Genomic DNA, 17,188 nt, shown 5'->3' on the forward strand with positions numbered 1-17,188 from the left:
ATGTCAGAACTTAACTTGCGGAACCTGACGATCCGCTTCGTCCACCTGGAAGTAGGGGGCCTGTTCGAAATGGAACAAGCCGGCGATAATATTGGTCGGCACAACCTCGGTCTGGGTATTGTACTTCTGCACGACATCGTTGTAGAACTGGCGTGCGTAGGCGATCTTCTCTTCCAACGATTTCAGCTGATTCTGCAAATCCATGAAATTCGTATTGGCCTGCAGCTGCGGATAGTTTTCGGATACGGCCTGCAGATTGACAAGTGCGCGGCTCAGCTGGTTTTCCGCAGCGATGCGCTGCGCCACGTCACCGCTTTGCGCGGCCTGCACCACGCCGGCACGGGCCTGCGTGACCTGCGTGAACACTTGGGATTCGTGGGCCGCATAACCTTTGACCGTTTCCACCAGGTTCGGAATAAGATCGGTACGCTGCTTGAGCTGCACGTCGATCTGCGCCCAACCGTTCTTCACACGATTACGTAGCGTGACCAGCCCGTTGTAGGCGCTGACGGCCCAAAGCACAATAAGTACAACGATGACGGCAATGATAATGCCAACGACCATGACGACTCCTTCGTTAATGGCTCTTCACACCATTCTTGCATGCGCCCAGGTACGTTATGACAAAACTCATGCCCCCGTGTCTCATTTTCATGCAATCTGCATGGAAACGCAAAAGTGCCCCGTACCTTCCGGTACAGGGCACTTCAGTCAGTCAGCTATGCTGCGAGGGATCCTTTTGAGGCGTCAGTCCTCAAAAGGATCAAAGTCGCGGCGGACGCGGCGGCGAGGACGCTCGGAACGCTCTTCGCGATCGGCACGGTACTCGTCGTAGTTCTCGTCGGCTGCGTAACGCGGATTGCGGTCGTCGCGGCGGCTGCTGCGACGACGGTCGGAACGACGATCATCACGATCGTAGTCACGGTCATCGCGATCGGAACGACGACGACGCGGACGATCATCATAATCACGATCGTCACGATCGGAACGACGATCATCGCGATCGTAGTCACGGTCATCGCGATCGGAACGACGACGACGCGGACGATCATCACGATCGTAATCGCGGTCATCGTCACGATCGGAACGACGGCGACGCGGACGATCATCATAATCACGATCGTCACGATCGGAACGACGATCATCACGACGGCCACGGCTGCCGCGACGGTCATCGCGATCGGAACGCTCACGGCGCGGAGCGGAGGATTCCTGATCTTCGAAGCCTGGAATGGCCAGGGAGATCTTGCCGCGATCGTCAACGCCCTGCACGACTACCTCAACGGTGTCGCCTTCCTTGAGCACGTCTTCGACGGCGTCGATACGCTCGCCGTTGGCCAGATTACGGATCTGGGAGATGTGCAACAGGCCGTCGGTGCCCGGGGTCAGGTTCACGAAGGCACCGAAGGAGGTGGTCTTCACAACCTTGCCGTTGTAGGTTTCGCCGGCTTCAGGAACGTGCGGGTTGGCGATCTGGTCGATGATCTGCTTGGCCTTTTCAGCGCCGTCGCCACCTTCGGAGGAGATGAACACGGTACCGTCATCTTCGATGGCGATCTCCGCACCGGTCTCTTCCTGAATCTGGTTGATCATCTTGCCCTTCGGACCGATGACTTCGCCGATCTTGTCGACCGGAACGGTGGTGGTGATGATGCGCGGTGCGTACGGGCTCATCTCGGCCGGACCATCGATGCACTCGTTGATGACTTCGAGAATGGTGGTACGGGCTTCCTTGGCCTGCTGCAGAGCAGAGGCCAGAATGTCAGCCGGAATGCCGTCGAGCTTGGTATCGAGCTGCAGAGCGGTGATGAACTCGGAAGTACCGGCAACCTTGAAGTCCATATCGCCGAAGGCGTCTTCGGCGCCGAGAATATCGGTCAGGGTCTTGAAGATGTGCTGGCCGTCAACATCGCCGGACACGAGGCCCATGGCGATGCCCGCAACCGGGGCCTTCAGCGGCACGCCTGCGGCGAGCAGCGACAGTGTGGACGCGCACACGGAACCCATGGAGGTGGAACCGTTGGAACCAATGGCTTCGGAGACCTGACGGATGGCGTAAGGGAACTCTTCGCGGTTCGGCAGCACCGGCACGAGAGCCTTCTCCGCCAGCGCACCGTGGCCGATTTCGCGGCGCTTCGGGGAGCCGACGCGGCCGGTTTCACCGGTGGAGTACGGCGGCATCTCATAGTTGTGCATGTAACGCTTGGACTGCGGACCGGACAGTGCGTCGATCTGCTGTTCCATCTTGAGCATGTTCAGGGTGGTGACGCCCAGAATCTGGGTTTCGCCACGCTGGAACAGTGCGGAACCGTGCACGCGCGGAACGATGTCCACTTCAGCGGACAGGGTGCGGATGTCACGCAGGCCACGGCCATCGATGCGGTAATCCTGGGTCAGGATGCGGCGACGCACGATCTGGCGCTGCAGCTCCTTGAACGCATTGCCGATCTCCTTTTCCTTCTCGGCATCGTCCATGTCGGTGAATTCACCGGCGAGCGTGGCCTTGACGCCCTCCTTGATCTCATGGATGCGATCCTGGCGAGGCAGCTTCTCGGCAATGGAGAGGGCTTCGTCGAGATCGGCGTGGGCGATCTCATCGATACGGTTGTACAGATCTTCGGTGTACTCCGGGAAGAGCTGGAATTCCTTGGTTTCCTTCGCAGCGATCTTCTTGAGTTCGGCCTGAGCCTCGCAGATCACCTTGATGAACGGCTTGGCGGCTTCGAGACCACCGGCGACGACTTCCTCGTCCGGCTTGGTCTGGCCTTCGTCGTAGATGAGGTGCCAGGCGTTCTTGCCTGCGCCGGCTTCGATCATGGCGATGGCGACGTCGCCGTTTTCGACGACACGGCCGGCAACCACGATTTCGAACACGGCGCGCTCACGCTCGCTCCAACGCGGGAAAGCGACCCACTGGCCGTCGATCAGAGCCAGGCGAACGCCGGAAACCGGGCCTTCGAACGGCAGACCGGAAATCATGGTGGAAGCGGAAGCAGCGTTCAGAGCGATAACATCGTAAGCATCGTCCGGGTTGACGGCGAGCACGGTTTCCACAACCTGCACTTCGTTGCGCAGCGTGTGCGGGAACAGCGGGCGCAGCGGACGGTCGATGATACGGCAAGCCAGAATCGCCTCGGAGCTCGGACGGCCTTCACGGCGGAAGAACGAGCCCGGAATCTTGCCGGCGGCGTACATCTTCTCTTCCACGTCCACGGTCAGCGGGAAGAAGTCGTAGTTCTCCTTCGGGCTGGAACCGGCGGTGGTGGTCGACAGAATCATCGAATCATCGTCAAGATAGGCGGCAACGGCACCATCCGCCTGCTGGGCGAGACGACCGGTCTCGAAGCGCAACGTGCGCTTGCCAAATGAACCATTATCGATTACGGCTTCAACAGCCTTGATTTCGGGACCCTCCATAGGGTTCCTCCTTTTTCTTTTCTTTTACCAACTATCGGCAGTCCTCTTCAGCGGACTCCAACCGATTTCTGCATGCGTGACGCGACGTTACCTTCGTCGCTTCCTCATCTTTAGATTCTAGACCTCATGCACCCTAAACCTTGGGCTTTCAAACTGTCTTTTCCTCAACGCGGCTGTCATGCAAAAACGCCCGAACGCCAAGGAAGGCATTCGGGCGGAAGAATGTAACTATCGGCGCAGACCCAGACGCTCAATCAGGGAGCGGTAACGGTTGATGTCGACGCGCTTGAGGTAATCAAGCATACGACGACGATCGCCGACCATCAGCAGCAGACCACGACGGGAGTGGTGATCATGCTTGTGCTCCTTGAGGTGCTCGGTCAGATCAGCGATACGCTTGGTCAGCAGAGCAACCTGGACCTCCGGGGAGCCGGTGTCACCCTCGTGGGTAGCGTAAGTCTTGATGATTTCCTGCTTTTCCTCAGCCGTAAGTGCCACGGCATCCTCCTTATATTGCTGCGCGGTGCTGCCGGTCCAATACCGGCGCGCTCTCTATCCGCGGGCGAAACACGCCAAGGGGAAATCATACACGAAGGGCAGACCAAATCGAATCCACAACAAATGGCGGATCAGACCACGTTCAGCAGACCTCCGAACAACACCACGGCGAGCGCGATGATCTCAATCGCGAAGAACAGCAGGAACGATGCCCAACTGCGCGTCAGCACATTGAATTTCGATTCCTTTTTGATGCATACCAGCAATCCGACCCAGAGCACCGCATAGACGGCGACACCGCATCCGGCTGCGATAATGCCAAGGTTCGCCGCGTTGGCCAGCCCTGAGGAATCGCCGTACATCACGTAGGTGGCGTTCCAAAAGTTGAAGCTCAGCAGGCATACGCCGGCGACGAACTGCTCGGCGGCGAGCCCCACCACGAAAACCGTGCCCCACAGCCATTTCTTCACATCCGCAACCATCAATCCCAAACCGGCCATCGCCATAATGGTGACCGTCCACGAAATCAGCGCCACGCCTTTGGGATCGAGGAAGCTGAGATTGGCCACCATCCAAGCCGCATCCTTGACCGCAAGAAAACGTCCCCACCAGTAAGGCACGATCAAAGCCACCAGCACCAGCGCGATGAACAGCGCCCAATGCCCCGGATGCGATTTGCGCCGTTCGATATCGGCCAAGGAAAGATCGGACGCCTCAATGGATGCCGTTGGATGCTTGGAAACGTCGACCTGTTCGACCACACCGTCGACGACTTCCGTCACCTTGTTGCCTTGCGTTTGTGCCATACCCGCTCCGTTGTATTGCGATTGTCGCACCGCTGTCGCGACACGTCCAGCATACCCAGTCATCGAAGCAATCGCACGGCAGGTATGCAAAAGGCGTGCCTTAAGCACGCCTTTCTTCTTCTCTAACGATTGTGTGGAGCGGATGACGGGAATCGAACCCGCGTAATCAGTTTGGAAGACTGAGGCTCTACCATTGAGCTACATCCGCGCACCGTCTATGCCGACCGAAGTCGACACGAAACGACTCGAGCCATTATACACACTCTCTCAACAATCGCAAGTCGAAATCGTAATAATTATTTTTCGACCACGCAAACCTGGTACGGCTCCAACGCAACTTCGGCAGGAAGCTCGATATCGCCGTCCGAATCAAGACGCGCGATCTGACGTGCGGACGAGAAATTGAACAATCCCAATACCGTACGTCCTTCAACGTGGCGCACCACCGCAAGAACCGCATCATTATGCGCATCCCAAGTAGTGACCCATGCTTCCGGAGCGAACGCGGGATCGTCGCGCATCTCACGAACGCTCTTCAAACCGTCCCACATCTGCTTCTGCAGCGTGCCCGCCTGCTTGCGCTTGGCCGCATTCTCCCAATTGAAGGGGCTGCGATGCAGATTGCGCGAATCCTCGACGCGATCGGGATCCTCCTTGTATTCCCAGCCGTTGAGCTGCACGATTTCGTCGCCGCAGCTCAGCATGGGGAAGCCACGCAGGAACGACATGGCGGAATGCATCATCAGATCGCGTTTCATCGAAATGTCGAGCAGCGGCTTGTCATGCGTGATCAGCGCACGTTCCACACCGCACAGGCTGGCCGTGGTGCCGCAGCTGCGCGCGTCCTTCGATGCCTCGTCGTAGTTGTACAGCTCTCCCATAGCCCAGCTGCCAGGCACCGATCCCTCGTAGAAGTGGTACAGGAATTCCTTATGCTTGAGCGGGTCGATGCCGAGGCTCTCCTCCACCGGCTCGTCCAAGCCCCAGCCGATGTCGTCATGGCAGCGCAGGTAGTTGACGAACCAGCAGTTCTCCGGCAGCGCGTTAAGCTTGTCGAGCTGGTCTTTGAGCAGGCGCACGTCCCCACTGGCAAGCGCACTCCACAGATTCACCATGATCGACACGTTGTAAAGCATGTGGCATTCCGGCTTTTCCGGCGTGCCGAAGTAGGCGGCAAGCTCCTTGGGGGCCATCACCACTTCGCCCTTCAGCACTACGGCCGGGCAGACGCATTCGAGCACGATGCGCAGCATACGCACGATGGCGTGCACTTGCGGCAGATTGCGGCAGTTGGTGCCGAGTTCCTTCCAGATGTAAGGCACCGCGTCGATGCGGAACACTTCGACGCCAAGATTGGCGAGGCCAAGCACACTGGAGAGCACCGACACGAGCACGTTCGGGTTGCGGTAGTTCAGATCCCACTGGAACGGATAGAACGAGGTGAGCACCCACTTGTGCATCTGCTCGTTCCAGGTGAAGTTGCCGGGCGCGGTGGCCGGAAAGACTTCCGGCACCACGGCGTCATACTGGTCGGGGATGGTGCGGTCGTCGTGGCAGTAGTAGTAGTCCTGATATTTCGGATCGCCCGCTTGAGCGGCTTTGGCCCAGCGATGGCTGGATGCGGTGTGGTTCATCACGAAGTCGAGGCACAGGCTGATGCCCGCCGCACGCAGTTTCTTGGTGAGCGCGGCGAGGTCTTCGTTGGTGCCGAGCGACGGGTCGACGGTGTCGAAATCCTCCACTGCGTAACCGCCGTCATTCTGCGGATGCGGCATTTTCAGCAGTGGCATCAGGTGCAGATAGGTGAGTTTCTGTTCCTTCAGGTACGGCACTTTGTCGGCGAGTTTCTTCAGATCCCCGGCGAACAGATCGGTGTACATGGTCATACCGAACATGTTGCCGCGCTTGTACCATTCCGGATCGGCGAGACGCTTGGTGTCGAGACGCTTCAGATCGGCGGGGCGCGCATCGTGGGCTTTGGCCATCAGCTCGGTGAGGTTGCGGAAGGCTTCGTCGGCCTGCTCCCCATACAGATCCGTCAATAGTTCGCGCAGTTCCTCACTATATTGTGCGACGCGCTCGTCAAATGCTTTGTCGGATTTGGACCGTGCCATTCCTTGACTCCTCTTCCCAGGGAACTTCGTTGTTATGAGTTGGATTCCGCAGCGTTCGTTGCCACGACGTTGGCACCAGTGTAGCGTGATTTTACGGTTTTATCAAACCGGTTCGAGGTGTTGTCGCGATTGACGTCAATCGATTGACGCAATCACTTGCGGTCACGCTTCTATCGTCACCACCGCGGATGCGACGGATCCGTCATGACTCATGGAAATATGGATTGCGCACGATTGATCATCCCCATCAACCGGCAATCCCAACGATTGCCGCAACTTGCGTCGCACCTCGGGCGAGAGCATGACACGGGGCACGCCGTGGGAATCGTCAAGTATTTCGATGCGCGCCCAAGGAAAATCGTCGAGCGTGTACGGATAGGCAATGTCTCCATCGGCATTTGCCCTGCGTGAAATCGCTTCGCACCACGCCTTGAGAAAAGCTTCCTTGCCCGCCCATCGGGCCGCAAGATGCACCGCCTCACCGTCCCTTTTGACCTGCACACGTTGAGCGGTCTGCCATAGCTCGCGCATGGAGAACAGGTTTCGCATGCGCGACCCCGGTTCGCCCAGTTGCTCGGCGAACGCAGGCACATCCACGACGTCATGCCCTAAACCCAGCATTTTCCAGCCTTTCGAAAGTTTTCAGGAAGAAACGAACCATGTCGACTTCCGCGAAACAGGCGGGCGACACTTCGCTTTCATGCAAGGACACCATCCTACCTAAGCGCTTCATCCTCTGCCACCCGCATTGCGCGCCCCTCGTTTCGCGTCTGCACAAGTGAAAATACGACACCAAACGGAAATCGTGCAGACGGAAAGTAGAGTGATTCAAGAATATGAAAATCCCGTATCTGCCGCGAAATACTGAGATTGCGACAGATACGGGATTTTGATGATCGCGCGTCTGAGCGCCAGAAATTTCAGGCGCTCAGACGCGGGAATCAGGCTTCGAAGTAGCCGGAGGCGCCCAGGCGCGCGTTCGGGTCGAGCAGCATGGCCTTCTCCACCTCGTGCGCGTTGTAGCCGCGGCCGTCCTCATGGAAACGACGGTTGTCGATCGGCTCGTAGAGCGCGGCGCGACCCATCATGCCTTCCTCAAGGCGACGCTGGCCGGCCGCCAAGCGCTCGTTGGCGCAATCACGCCACGCGTTCAACGCTTCGACGCCCGCGGTGTTGGCCACGGCCGCTTCGAACGCGCCCGGATTGACGATCGCCGCAAAGCCGGACACGTGGCCGAAGCCGAGCGACGTGGCCAGACCAGCCTTGACGGAGCCGACCTTCAACGGTTCGCGCAGCCAGACCATGTGGTCGTCGCGCATGAGCTTCGGATCAACGCAGTCAAGGGCGGCATTGGCCGGAATCACGCCGGACTTGAACAGCTGGGTCAGACCGTTGACCTGGAAGATGCAGGCACCGCCCTTGGCATGACCGGTAAGCGTCTTCTGCGAGATCACGAACAGCGGGTTGCCGTCGGCGCGGCCAATGGCGTGGGCCAACGTGTTGTGCAGTTCGGACTCGTTCGGATCGTTGGCGTTGGTGGACGTATCGTGCTTGGAAACCACGGCGATGTCATCCGGGGTGACGCCGAGACGGGCCAGATCGCGCACCAGCTTGGAATCCTTGCCGCCCATGCCCGCTGCAAGCGCACCCAATCCCGGAGCCGGAATGGAAGTGTGCGCGCCGTCGGCGTAGGAGTGCACGAATCCGATTACGCCGGCAACCGGCAGGCCGAGCTTCAACGCGATATCGCCACGGGTCAGCAGGATGGTGCCGCCGCCCTGGGATTCCACGAATCCGCCACGACGACGATCGTTGGCACGGGAGAAGAAGCGCGCGTCGATGCCCTTGGCGTACATTTCCTCCGAATTGGCGGTGGCGTTCATGTTGCCGAAGCCGATCACGGATTCCACACCGATGTCGTCGATCGCACCGGTGACCACGAAGTCGGCCTTGCCGAGCGCGATCTTGTCGGCACCCTCTTCAAGGGAGACGGCAGCCGTGGCGCAGGCGGAAACCGGCTGAACCATATTGCCGTAGCCGCCGATGTAGGACTGCATCACGTGGGCTGCGACAACATTCGGCAGAGCCTCCTGCAGAATGTCGGTCGGAATCTCATGGTTGAGGAAGCGATCCAAGTACAGCTTGCGCATGGAGGCCATGCCGCCGAAACCGGTGCCCTGCGTGGAGGCCACCATCGACGGATGCACCGCCTCGAGGATTTCGGTCGGCGTGAAGCCTGCGGACAGGTAGGCGTCGACCGTAGTAACGATGTTCCACAAGGCGATCTTGTCGACGTCGCCGACCATGGAAGCCGGAATGCCCCACTTGACCGGATCGAAGCCCTTCGGGAACTGGCCGCCGACCGTACGGGTCATGGCCGCGCGACGAGGCACGCGAATCATGGAGCCGGCATGGCGGGTCACGTTCCATTCGCCGGATTCCGCATCGGCCGCGAAGCTGGTGTGCGCTTCATCAAGCTTGACGTACTCTTCGGCAATCTCACGAGTCGGAACCGAGAAGGTCACATCGTGGTCAAGGAACACCTCGGCCTCTTCCTCGTCGGTGCCGTCCTTGTAGTCGTTGCCCATGCCTTCGTCGAACGGACGCACGCCGGAACGGGCCACGACCTCGTCATGGTAACGTTCCGCGATATCCTCCTCAGGCACGAGGTTGCCATCAACGTCGTACCAGCCCGGCTTGGGGCTGTCGTTCCACGTCAGCAGGCCCATATTCCATGCCAGTTCGAGCACCGCGCCGGCAGACAGATCCACCTGGCCGTCGGAATGGATGCCGAGTTCGGCTTCGAAACGGGTGCGGCCGGAGCCCCATGGGCCAAGTTCACCCACGGACACGATGACGATTTCGTCTTCCGGACGGGCGGTGACGTTCTGCCAATCGGCAAGATCGACCTTGGCCTGACGCGGAGCACGCGGGCTTGGCAGTGCCTTGATGAGCGTCTTGGCCGCGGTATCGGATTCGTTGCCTGCGATTGCGTTCTTGGCATTCGCCGCTTCCGCTTGGGCCGCGTCTTCCATGGCTTCCGCACGCAGTGCCTTGATGTCGATCGGCTCGTTGCCGAGTCCGCCGGTCAGATCCACGTCGAGCGGGGCCTTGGCTGCTTCGATACGGGATTCGCGGGTGGAAAGGTTCAGCAGTTCTACCGCGATTTCGGCGGTGGAATAGGTCTTCAGACCGTGACGCTCCACCACTTCGACCAGCGGATCATTGCCGCCCATCAAGCCCGTGCCGCGCACCCAGCCGATCTTCGGATGGGCGAAGGTCACACGGCTCGACCACACCTTTTCGGCGCGAGCACGGTTCACAATCGCATCAAACGCGCTCTTCACTTCGCCGTAGGCACCGTCGCCGCCGAAAATACCGCGGTTCGGCGATCCCGGCAACACCACATGCAACTTATGCTGCACATCGGTGTCGGCACCGATCTTCGCAAGTCCGGCAATCGCACGCTCAACACCCCACAGCATGAGGCGAGCCTGGGATTCGAACAGTTCGCCGGAATCGGCGAGGCTGCCATGCACCGGCGGAGCCGCGAACGGGAAGAACAGGCTCGGCTCGTAAGCAGGTTTGAGAATCGTGGTGGTCGCACCGGAAGTCTTCTTCTGCACATTGCCGACCCAAGCGACCAACGCGTCCACGTCACGGTAGCTTGACAGGTTCGCAGGAACCAACCACAACTTGGCGTCACCGGCCGCATGCTCACGGTAGGTCTGCTTGGCCCATGCCTTCACGCTTGGCTTGAAGCTGTGCGAGGTGGCCACCACGGTCGCACCGCCTGCAAGCAGGCCGTTGACCACCTGGGCTGCGATGGAGTTCGGAGCCACGCCCGTCACCACGGCGATATCTCCAGCGAAACGGCTGGTTTCCGCCGATTCGGAAGCGTTTTCTCCTGCTTCGGCAGCGACACGATTGAATGCGGCCTTCAGATCCGCGTTGTCGCTCTTGCCTGCATACCAGGCGGCTTCGTCGGCAATGGTCTTGCCGAGACCGATGAAGCTACCGTTCAATGCGGATTCATCGTTGTTGTAGTAGGCGCGTGCCAGATCCTCACGTGCGGATGCCCAACGATCGTCGAACAGAATGGCCTTGCGCTCGTCAAAACGAGGTTCGACCTGCTTCGGCCAGTCAGCACCGAGTTCGGCTTCGACCGCAGCCACAACAGCCGCGTTCTCATCAGCAGTTTCTTCGGCAACCGGAGCGGCAACGCCCAGCTGGTTCAGCACGAACTTCGCCGTGGAGGCGAGCACGCCATCGGCACCGGTCACCTTGGCCGCGAACGCGTCCAAAGCGGCGGAATCAACCACAGCCCCGCCAGCTGCGCCACCAGCGCTCGGCATGGCAACGGCGATGCCCTTGTCGGCGGCAACCTTCTGCACGGCCGCATCGATCAGCGCGTTGGCAGCGGCCGCATTGGAAGCGGCATCCGTGCTCAACGAGGCAAGATCACCGCCACGAGAGCTGGCCCCCTCACGGGTTTCGAGCACGAGCGCAGCCACCACATGGGAAGTCCACCCTTCACCAAGCTGCCATGTATCGGTCACACGCTTGGTGATCTGGCCGAGCTTCACACCGGCGGCACCGAACATGCCACGCACACGGTCGCGCACGATGTCAGACAGCACCGGACCGAACGCCTTGTAGTTCGGAGCGACCTTGTTGACCAAAGCGCTCAGCGCCTTGACCGTCGCTTCGGCGGCACCGTCCACGGAAGCCACGCCCAGTTCGGAGCTGATGTCCATAAGCAACTGGTTACGGCGGGAAGACACGCCATTAGTCAGCGTATCGGTGGTATCGCTTTCGCCGATCTGATCGGGGCGAACCTTGGCCGAGTAAGCCAGCAATGTGGCGATCGCATCGGATGCCTTGAATGGAATATCCGCAACGGCGGCACCAGACGGAGCGCCAGCGGAAGCTGCGGCAACCGGAACTTCCGCAACGGCTGCAGGAGCCGCCGCAGGAGCTGAGGCAACAGCCGGAGCAGCAGCCGCAGAAGAAGCCGCAGCCGCAACTGCAGAATCGTCGGCATCTTCTTCCGGAACCAACGAATCGGAATCGGTCATATATACGCGGCCCTCATCGCGACCAACGTTGTACACCGTCACATCGCGACCGGCAAACTGTGGCAGACGCAACGTCTTGGCACCAAGATTGGCGAGTGTCGGAGCATTGCCGAGACCAACCTCAACATACTCTTCCACACCAAGACCGCCCTGCTCGGCGGAACCGAACAGCAGAGCCTGCGTCTCAATCCAACGCACCGGGGAGGCGAACTGCCAAGACAGCAGTTCCGTAAGCAGCAATCGACCGAGCTTCTGATCATCAGCAGCATAGGAATCCCAAATCTGCGGATCATCCAAAGCGGCCTGAATGCGCTCGGACGGCACGACTTCGAGAATCTTGGCCGCGAATTCCTTCGTCATTTCGAACGGAGCCGCAACCAGGTTCGGAATGTAGCGTCCGACCAAGCGACCACGGTAATCGATGGTCTGCGGCAGGAGCGCGTCAAGCTTGTCGCGGAATTCCGGCACACCCTTGCGCAGCAGCGTGGAATGGAACGGCACATCGATGCCCGGCACCAGCATGAATGCCGGCTTGCCGCCATATTCGGCTACGCGGCGGTCGGAATCGGCCTTCAGCGCCTTCAGACCGGCGATGGTGCCTGCCACGGCATACTGCTGGCCAGCCAGGTTGTAGTTCACGATCTGCAGGAACTCGCCGGAAGCCTTCGACACGGATTCGACGTATTCGCGTACGCCGTCGTCGCCCACACCGAACTGGTTCGGACGCAGCGCACCCATGCGGTAGTTGGAGCGACCCTTCTCGTCACGCGGAATGAGGTGGTGCATGGTGGAACCGCGGTGGAACACGAGTTCGATCACGGTTTCCAGCGGAATCACGCCGGCGAAGGAGCTCAGGGCGTTGTATTCGCCCAGCGAGTGGCCCGCGAAATAGGCCGGCCAAATGTCGGCGCCGGCTTCGCGCAGACGTGCGGTCTGGGCGAATGCCACGGTGGCGAGCGCCACCTGCGTGAACTGGGTCAGGTTGAGCAGTCCTTCCGGATGGCGGTAGGTCACGCCGTTGGCGGTCAGTTCCTTCGGATTGTCACGCACGACGGCGAGGATCGAGAATCCAAGCTTCTCGCAGGTCACCTTGTCGGCACGCTCCCACACGTCTCGTGCGGCCGGGGACTTGGCACGCTCGTCGAGCACCATGCCCTGCTGCTGTATGCCCTGGCCCGGGTAGACGAAGGCGGACTTCGGCGCACGTACGATGGCGGTGCCACGAGACACGATATTGCCGTCGATGCGGCTGGTCACTTCGAGCACCATGCCGGAGTGTGCCACGCGTCCGACACGCTCGACGGAGATTTCCACTTCGTCGTCGAGCTGCACCATGCCGTACATGTTGTAGGTCCAGCCTGCGATTTCGTAGTGCGCACCCTTGCCGTCAAGCGCCTGCACCGCGTATTGCGCGGTTGCGGAGAGCCACATGCCGTGCACGAGCGGTGCCGCAAGACCGGAAACGGCAGCGCCACGATGCGAGGTGTGGATCGGGTTGAAATCGCCGGAAGTACGGGCGAAGGCGGTCATCTCGTGCGGAGCGGTCACCTTGACACGGCGCAGCAGTCGGCGCGGAGTGCTTTCGATTTCCGCTTCGATTCCGCCGTAGTCCGGCGCTTCCGGCGGCAGTGCGTCGGAATATGCGCGGCCACGGATGGCGAAACGCTCGGTTTCGTTGGCAAGCACGGTGCCGTCTTGTGCGCTGTGGGTGACGTGGATGGTCACCACACGGCCGGATGCCGATTCGAAGTAGTTTTCGGCCCAGCTGGTCAGTGCGATCTGTTCGCCAGTGTGCTTGAGCAGCTCGTCTTCGCTGACTTCCAGTTCGATGAGATGGTCGAGATGCACTGCGTTGAGCAGGCCTTCGATCACCGGGAAGCCGTTGACGTATACGGATCCGAGGGCCGCGTAGATGGCGGGCCATGCCGGTCCGACGAGTGCGTCCGGTGCGATGCGCGACGGCACCAGATTGCTCGGCAGCGCGCCGCCGGTGGCCGCTTCATGGTCGAAGCCGAGGTTGGCGGACAGCGTGTAGCTGGTATGCGCCTGTCCGAACGGATGGGCGGCTTTGTCTGCCACCTGCTCAATAACGGGCATGGCGGTGAGCTTGTCGCCGGTGATGGCGGTATTGCCGATGCCCGCGGTGTCGGCAAGCATGCGGTACACGTGTTCCGGCAGGCGGTCGCGGTCGACCACCGGGAAGAGCCCGGATTCGTTGCCGTCCACGTTCAGCGGGATGACGATGTCGCGTACGGCGTGCTTGGATGCGCCACCGTCAGGATCGTTGTCCCAGTAGGTATCGAGATGAATGTCGAGATCGTACTTTTCGATGCTTCCTTCGCTGGAAATCTTGCGGATTTCGTAGTTGGCGTCACCGTTGCTGGTACCGTACGCCGGGTTTGCCATGAGATGGCCCACCCACGAGATGTTCGGGGATTTGCGAATGAATTCTTCTGCGGAAGATGCCGCGCCGAGCTGGGCAAACGCGGTTTTGTCTGCGCTTGGCGATTCGGCGGAAACGCGCTTGACCATGGCCTCTTCGAAACGGCCAAGAATGTCGGCGACCGGTTCGTCAACGGTGGTGATGCCCGCAACGGAGATCGGACCAGGAATAATACGCACGGAATCGGCGGAGTAACGGGAGTCTTCGGACTGCCACAGCTGATCCTGACCCCACCAACGCAGCAGGTCGTTGTCGATGACGGGCACGAACGGCATTGGCTTCGGGTATTCACGCACGAGCACCGGGAACCAAGCTTCATCCATCGGGGTGACGGTCAGTTCATCAGCTTGCGGATAGGCTTCGGCAAGCTTGGCGATGGCCGCATGCGGATCGGATTCCACATCGGCACGGGATGCGAACAGCGATGCGAATTCGCCGCTTTCCTTCGTGGTGACGCGGGCTTCGATACGCTGTAGCAAGTGCAGGAAGCGATCGGCATAGGTTTCATCTACCCACGGGAAAGCGAGATCGGCGAAACGCTGTGCCCATGCGAGATAGGTCATGGCCTTCAGGTCACCGAAATACGGCTTCGCGGTGGCGTTCAACGCATCGATGATTTCCTCACGGCGGCTTTCCAGCTCTTCCGGATGCTTCATCACGCGCACCAGCAGGCGTCCGCAACGCGCGGAAGAGTTTTCCAGCTCGTAAATATCGGCATGCAGGTGGCTCAGGCCGGAGGTGACTCCACCCTTGGCTTGGCCGCTCGGCACCCACTGTTCGCCCAGCGGAGCGAACGGATCGACGTCTGCTCCCTTGGCGGGAATGCCTGGAGTGTTGACGAGCATCTGCTTGACTTCAGGGCTGGTGTGCGCCTCTTTGGCGGTCATCACGGCGGTGCCGACAAGCACGCCGTCCACCGGCATGAGCGGGCGACCGTATTCGGCGGACCATTCGCCGGTGATGTAGTCGGCTCCGCGTTCCGGCGTGCCGATGCCGCCGCCGACCACGAGCACCAGATTGGCCTGTTCACGCACTTCGGCATAGGTGCTCAGCAGCAGATCGTCCAATGATTCCCACGAATGGTGTCCACCTGCGGAACCACCTTCGACTTCGATGAGCACCTTGACCGGAGCGACGGCCTTGGCGATGCGCACCACCTGGCGAATCTGGTCGACGGTGCCCGGCTTGAAGCTCACGTACGGGAATCCGTCGGCGTTGAGAGTGTGGATGAGTTCCACGGCCTCGTCAAGTTCCGGAATGCCCGCGGACACGACCACGCCGTCGATCGGGGTGCCGCTGGCACGCTTCTTCGGCACGATACGCTGGGATCCGAACTGCAGGTTCCACAGGTAGCGGTCCATGAACATCGCGTTGAATTCAACGGTACGGCCTTCTTCAAGCTCTTCTTCCAGCTTGGCGACATGACGGTCGAACACGCTGGCGGTCACCTGACCGCCGCCTGCGAGTTCCGCCCAGTAGCCGGCGTTGGCGGCCGCCGCCACGATTTCCGGTTCCACGGTGGTCGGGGTCATGCCGGCGAGCAGCACCGGCGCTTTGCCGGTCAGTTCGGTGAATGCGGTACGCACCTTGTCTCCGGCGGAGGTGTGGATGATGCTTGGTGCGAAGCGGGTCCAGTTCTGGGTGCGCTCCGGCAGGGTTTCCAGCGTGGAAAGCGCGCCACGATCGGCCACGGTGGAGGCTTCCACCACGCCGACACCGGTGCCTTGGGCAACGGTGGAGAACAGCTTGCCGACGGTGGTTCCCGGGCCAAAGTCCAACACCCACAGGGCGCTCGGATCGGTGGATTTCATGAGCGCACGCACGCGTGCGGCCCAATCCACATGGTTGAGCAGCACTTCGGCGGCGAGCTCGCGAGCGTGGTCGGCGTTGATTCCGCAGGATTCCGCCCATGAAACAGCCTGTGAAACAGCCTCGGCCATAAGCGGGCTGTGGAACGGCAGGGTCACGTCAAGGTATTCGAGCACCGGTTCGAACACGCGACCGCCACGCACCTTCTCTTCGCGCAGCTTGGCCTGGTGCTTGTGCTCCTTGGCCACTTCCACGCCGAACGCGGCCAGATCCTCCGGGTAGCCGGAGAGCACATAATGCGTGGCGGAATTGGTGACTGCCACGGCGATCGGGCCTCGGGCACCGGAAACACGCTTGATCAGCGCATCCACCTGGGCGCGGGTGATGTCCTTGACAGACAGCATCGGCGTGGCTTCGCCGTGACGTGCGGCAAGACCAAGCTGACGCGCCTGACGGGTGCCGGCAACGCCGATCAGCGTGGCAATCGCAAGAATTTCATCGATTTGCGCGGAAGCCGCCTCAATGGAACCCGCTTCGACGATCGCCTGCACCATGTGCACGGCGAGCACGCCTTGGGAGTGACCGAGCACGGCAACCGGCTTGGCAACGGCGGGATTGTAGCCGAGGGAAGCAGCATCGAGCAGCGCACCCAACTGGGCGAGAGCAATGCCCGGAACGCTGGCGGAAGCCGCTGCGGCAGCGCCGAGTCGCGCTGGATTCGGCTCGAATCCAAACAGGTCGACCGGGCGCCCGGTGGTGGCGAGCAGGTCGGCTGACACCGGGTACAGCAGTGCCTGGGCTGCGTCGGCGTGGGTATGCAGGGCTTCGTCGAGCACCGGATTGGCGCTCTGGTCGGCGAGCGTCACCGGCCATGGGGTGGATTGGCCTGCGAAGGCGAGTGCGTGCGGCTCGCTGTTCAGTCGGTCAAGAAAAAAGGTGTTCATGATGTTCCTTACTTGTTTCAAAAATCTTGCGATGTGTTCTTGCGTTTACGTTTGCTTACGATTCATCCGCGCACTTTGC

7 protein-coding genes and 1 tRNA gene are annotated in these 17,188 nt (G+C 60.6%); all 8 read right to left on the minus strand.

Annotated elements, in window-relative coordinates; all coding sequences use genetic code 11:
• Positions 1-3: 3 nt before the first annotated feature.
• Positions 4-564, minus strand: coding sequence for a LemA family protein (locus KSY55_RS01205; RefSeq protein ID WP_065435465.1), 561 nt, complete (start codon positions 562-564; stop codon positions 4-6).
• 183 nt (positions 565-747) lie between these two features.
• Entirely contained in the window at positions 748-3,417 is a 2,670-nt protein-coding gene (locus KSY55_RS01210; protein WP_055062996.1) for a polyribonucleotide nucleotidyltransferase, read from the minus strand.
• A gap of 228 nt (positions 3,418-3,645) precedes the next feature.
• Entirely contained in the window at positions 3,646-3,915 is a 270-nt protein-coding gene (rpsO, locus tag KSY55_RS01215) for a 30S ribosomal protein S15 (protein ID WP_003807806.1), read from the minus strand.
• 131 nt (positions 3,916-4,046) lie between these two features.
• Positions 4,047-4,721 (minus strand): hypothetical protein, encoded by a 675-nt coding sequence (locus tag KSY55_RS01220; RefSeq protein ID WP_217749439.1) that lies wholly within the window; start codon positions 4,719-4,721, stop codon positions 4,047-4,049.
• Between the two features lie 134 nt (positions 4,722-4,855).
• Positions 4,856-4,929: transfer RNA gene (locus KSY55_RS01225), tRNA-Gly, on the minus strand.
• An 88-nt stretch (positions 4,930-5,017) separates the two neighbouring features.
• Positions 5,018-6,835 (minus strand): alpha-amylase family protein, encoded by a 1,818-nt coding sequence (locus KSY55_RS01230; protein ID WP_022245276.1) that lies wholly within the window; start codon positions 6,833-6,835, stop codon positions 5,018-5,020.
• 162 nt (positions 6,836-6,997) lie between these two features.
• A complete protein-coding gene (locus KSY55_RS01235) occupies positions 6,998-7,456 on the minus strand; it encodes a holo-ACP synthase (protein ID WP_004220105.1) in 459 nt (152 codons plus the stop codon).
• 320 nt (positions 7,457-7,776) lie between these two features.
• Positions 7,777-17,109, minus strand: a complete 9,333-nt coding sequence (locus KSY55_RS01240; RefSeq protein ID WP_217749440.1) for a type I polyketide synthase — start codon at positions 17,107-17,109, stop codon at positions 7,777-7,779.
• Positions 17,110-17,188 lie beyond the last annotated feature (79 nt).

The sequence above is a fragment of the Bifidobacterium sp. MSK.13.1 genome, from assembly GCF_019131435.1.
In the GTDB taxonomy this organism is placed as follows: domain Bacteria; phylum Actinomycetota; class Actinomycetes; order Actinomycetales; family Bifidobacteriaceae; genus Bifidobacterium; species Bifidobacterium pseudocatenulatum.

Excerpts from the sequence above, each read along its gene's own strand:
- KSY55_RS01230 (WP_022245276.1), bottom strand. The coding sequence starts at position 6,835 with ATGGCACGGTCCAAATCCGACAAAGCATTTGACGAGCGCGTCGCACAA.
- KSY55_RS01235 (WP_004220105.1), bottom strand. The coding sequence starts at position 7,456 with ATGCTGGGTTTAGGGCATGACGTCGTGGATGTGCCTGCGTTCGCCGAG.
- KSY55_RS01240 (WP_217749440.1), bottom strand. The coding sequence starts at position 17,109 with ATGAACACCTTTTTTCTTGACCGACTGAACAGCGAGCCGCACGCACTC.
- KSY55_RS01205 (WP_065435465.1), bottom strand. The coding sequence starts at position 564 with ATGGTCGTTGGCATTATCATTGCCGTCATCGTTGTACTTATTGTGCTT.
- KSY55_RS01210 (WP_055062996.1), bottom strand. The coding sequence starts at position 3,417 with ATGGAGGGTCCCGAAATCAAGGCTGTTGAAGCCGTAATCGATAATGGT.
- KSY55_RS01220 (WP_217749439.1), bottom strand. The coding sequence starts at position 4,721 with ATGGCACAAACGCAAGGCAACAAGGTGACGGAAGTCGTCGACGGTGTG.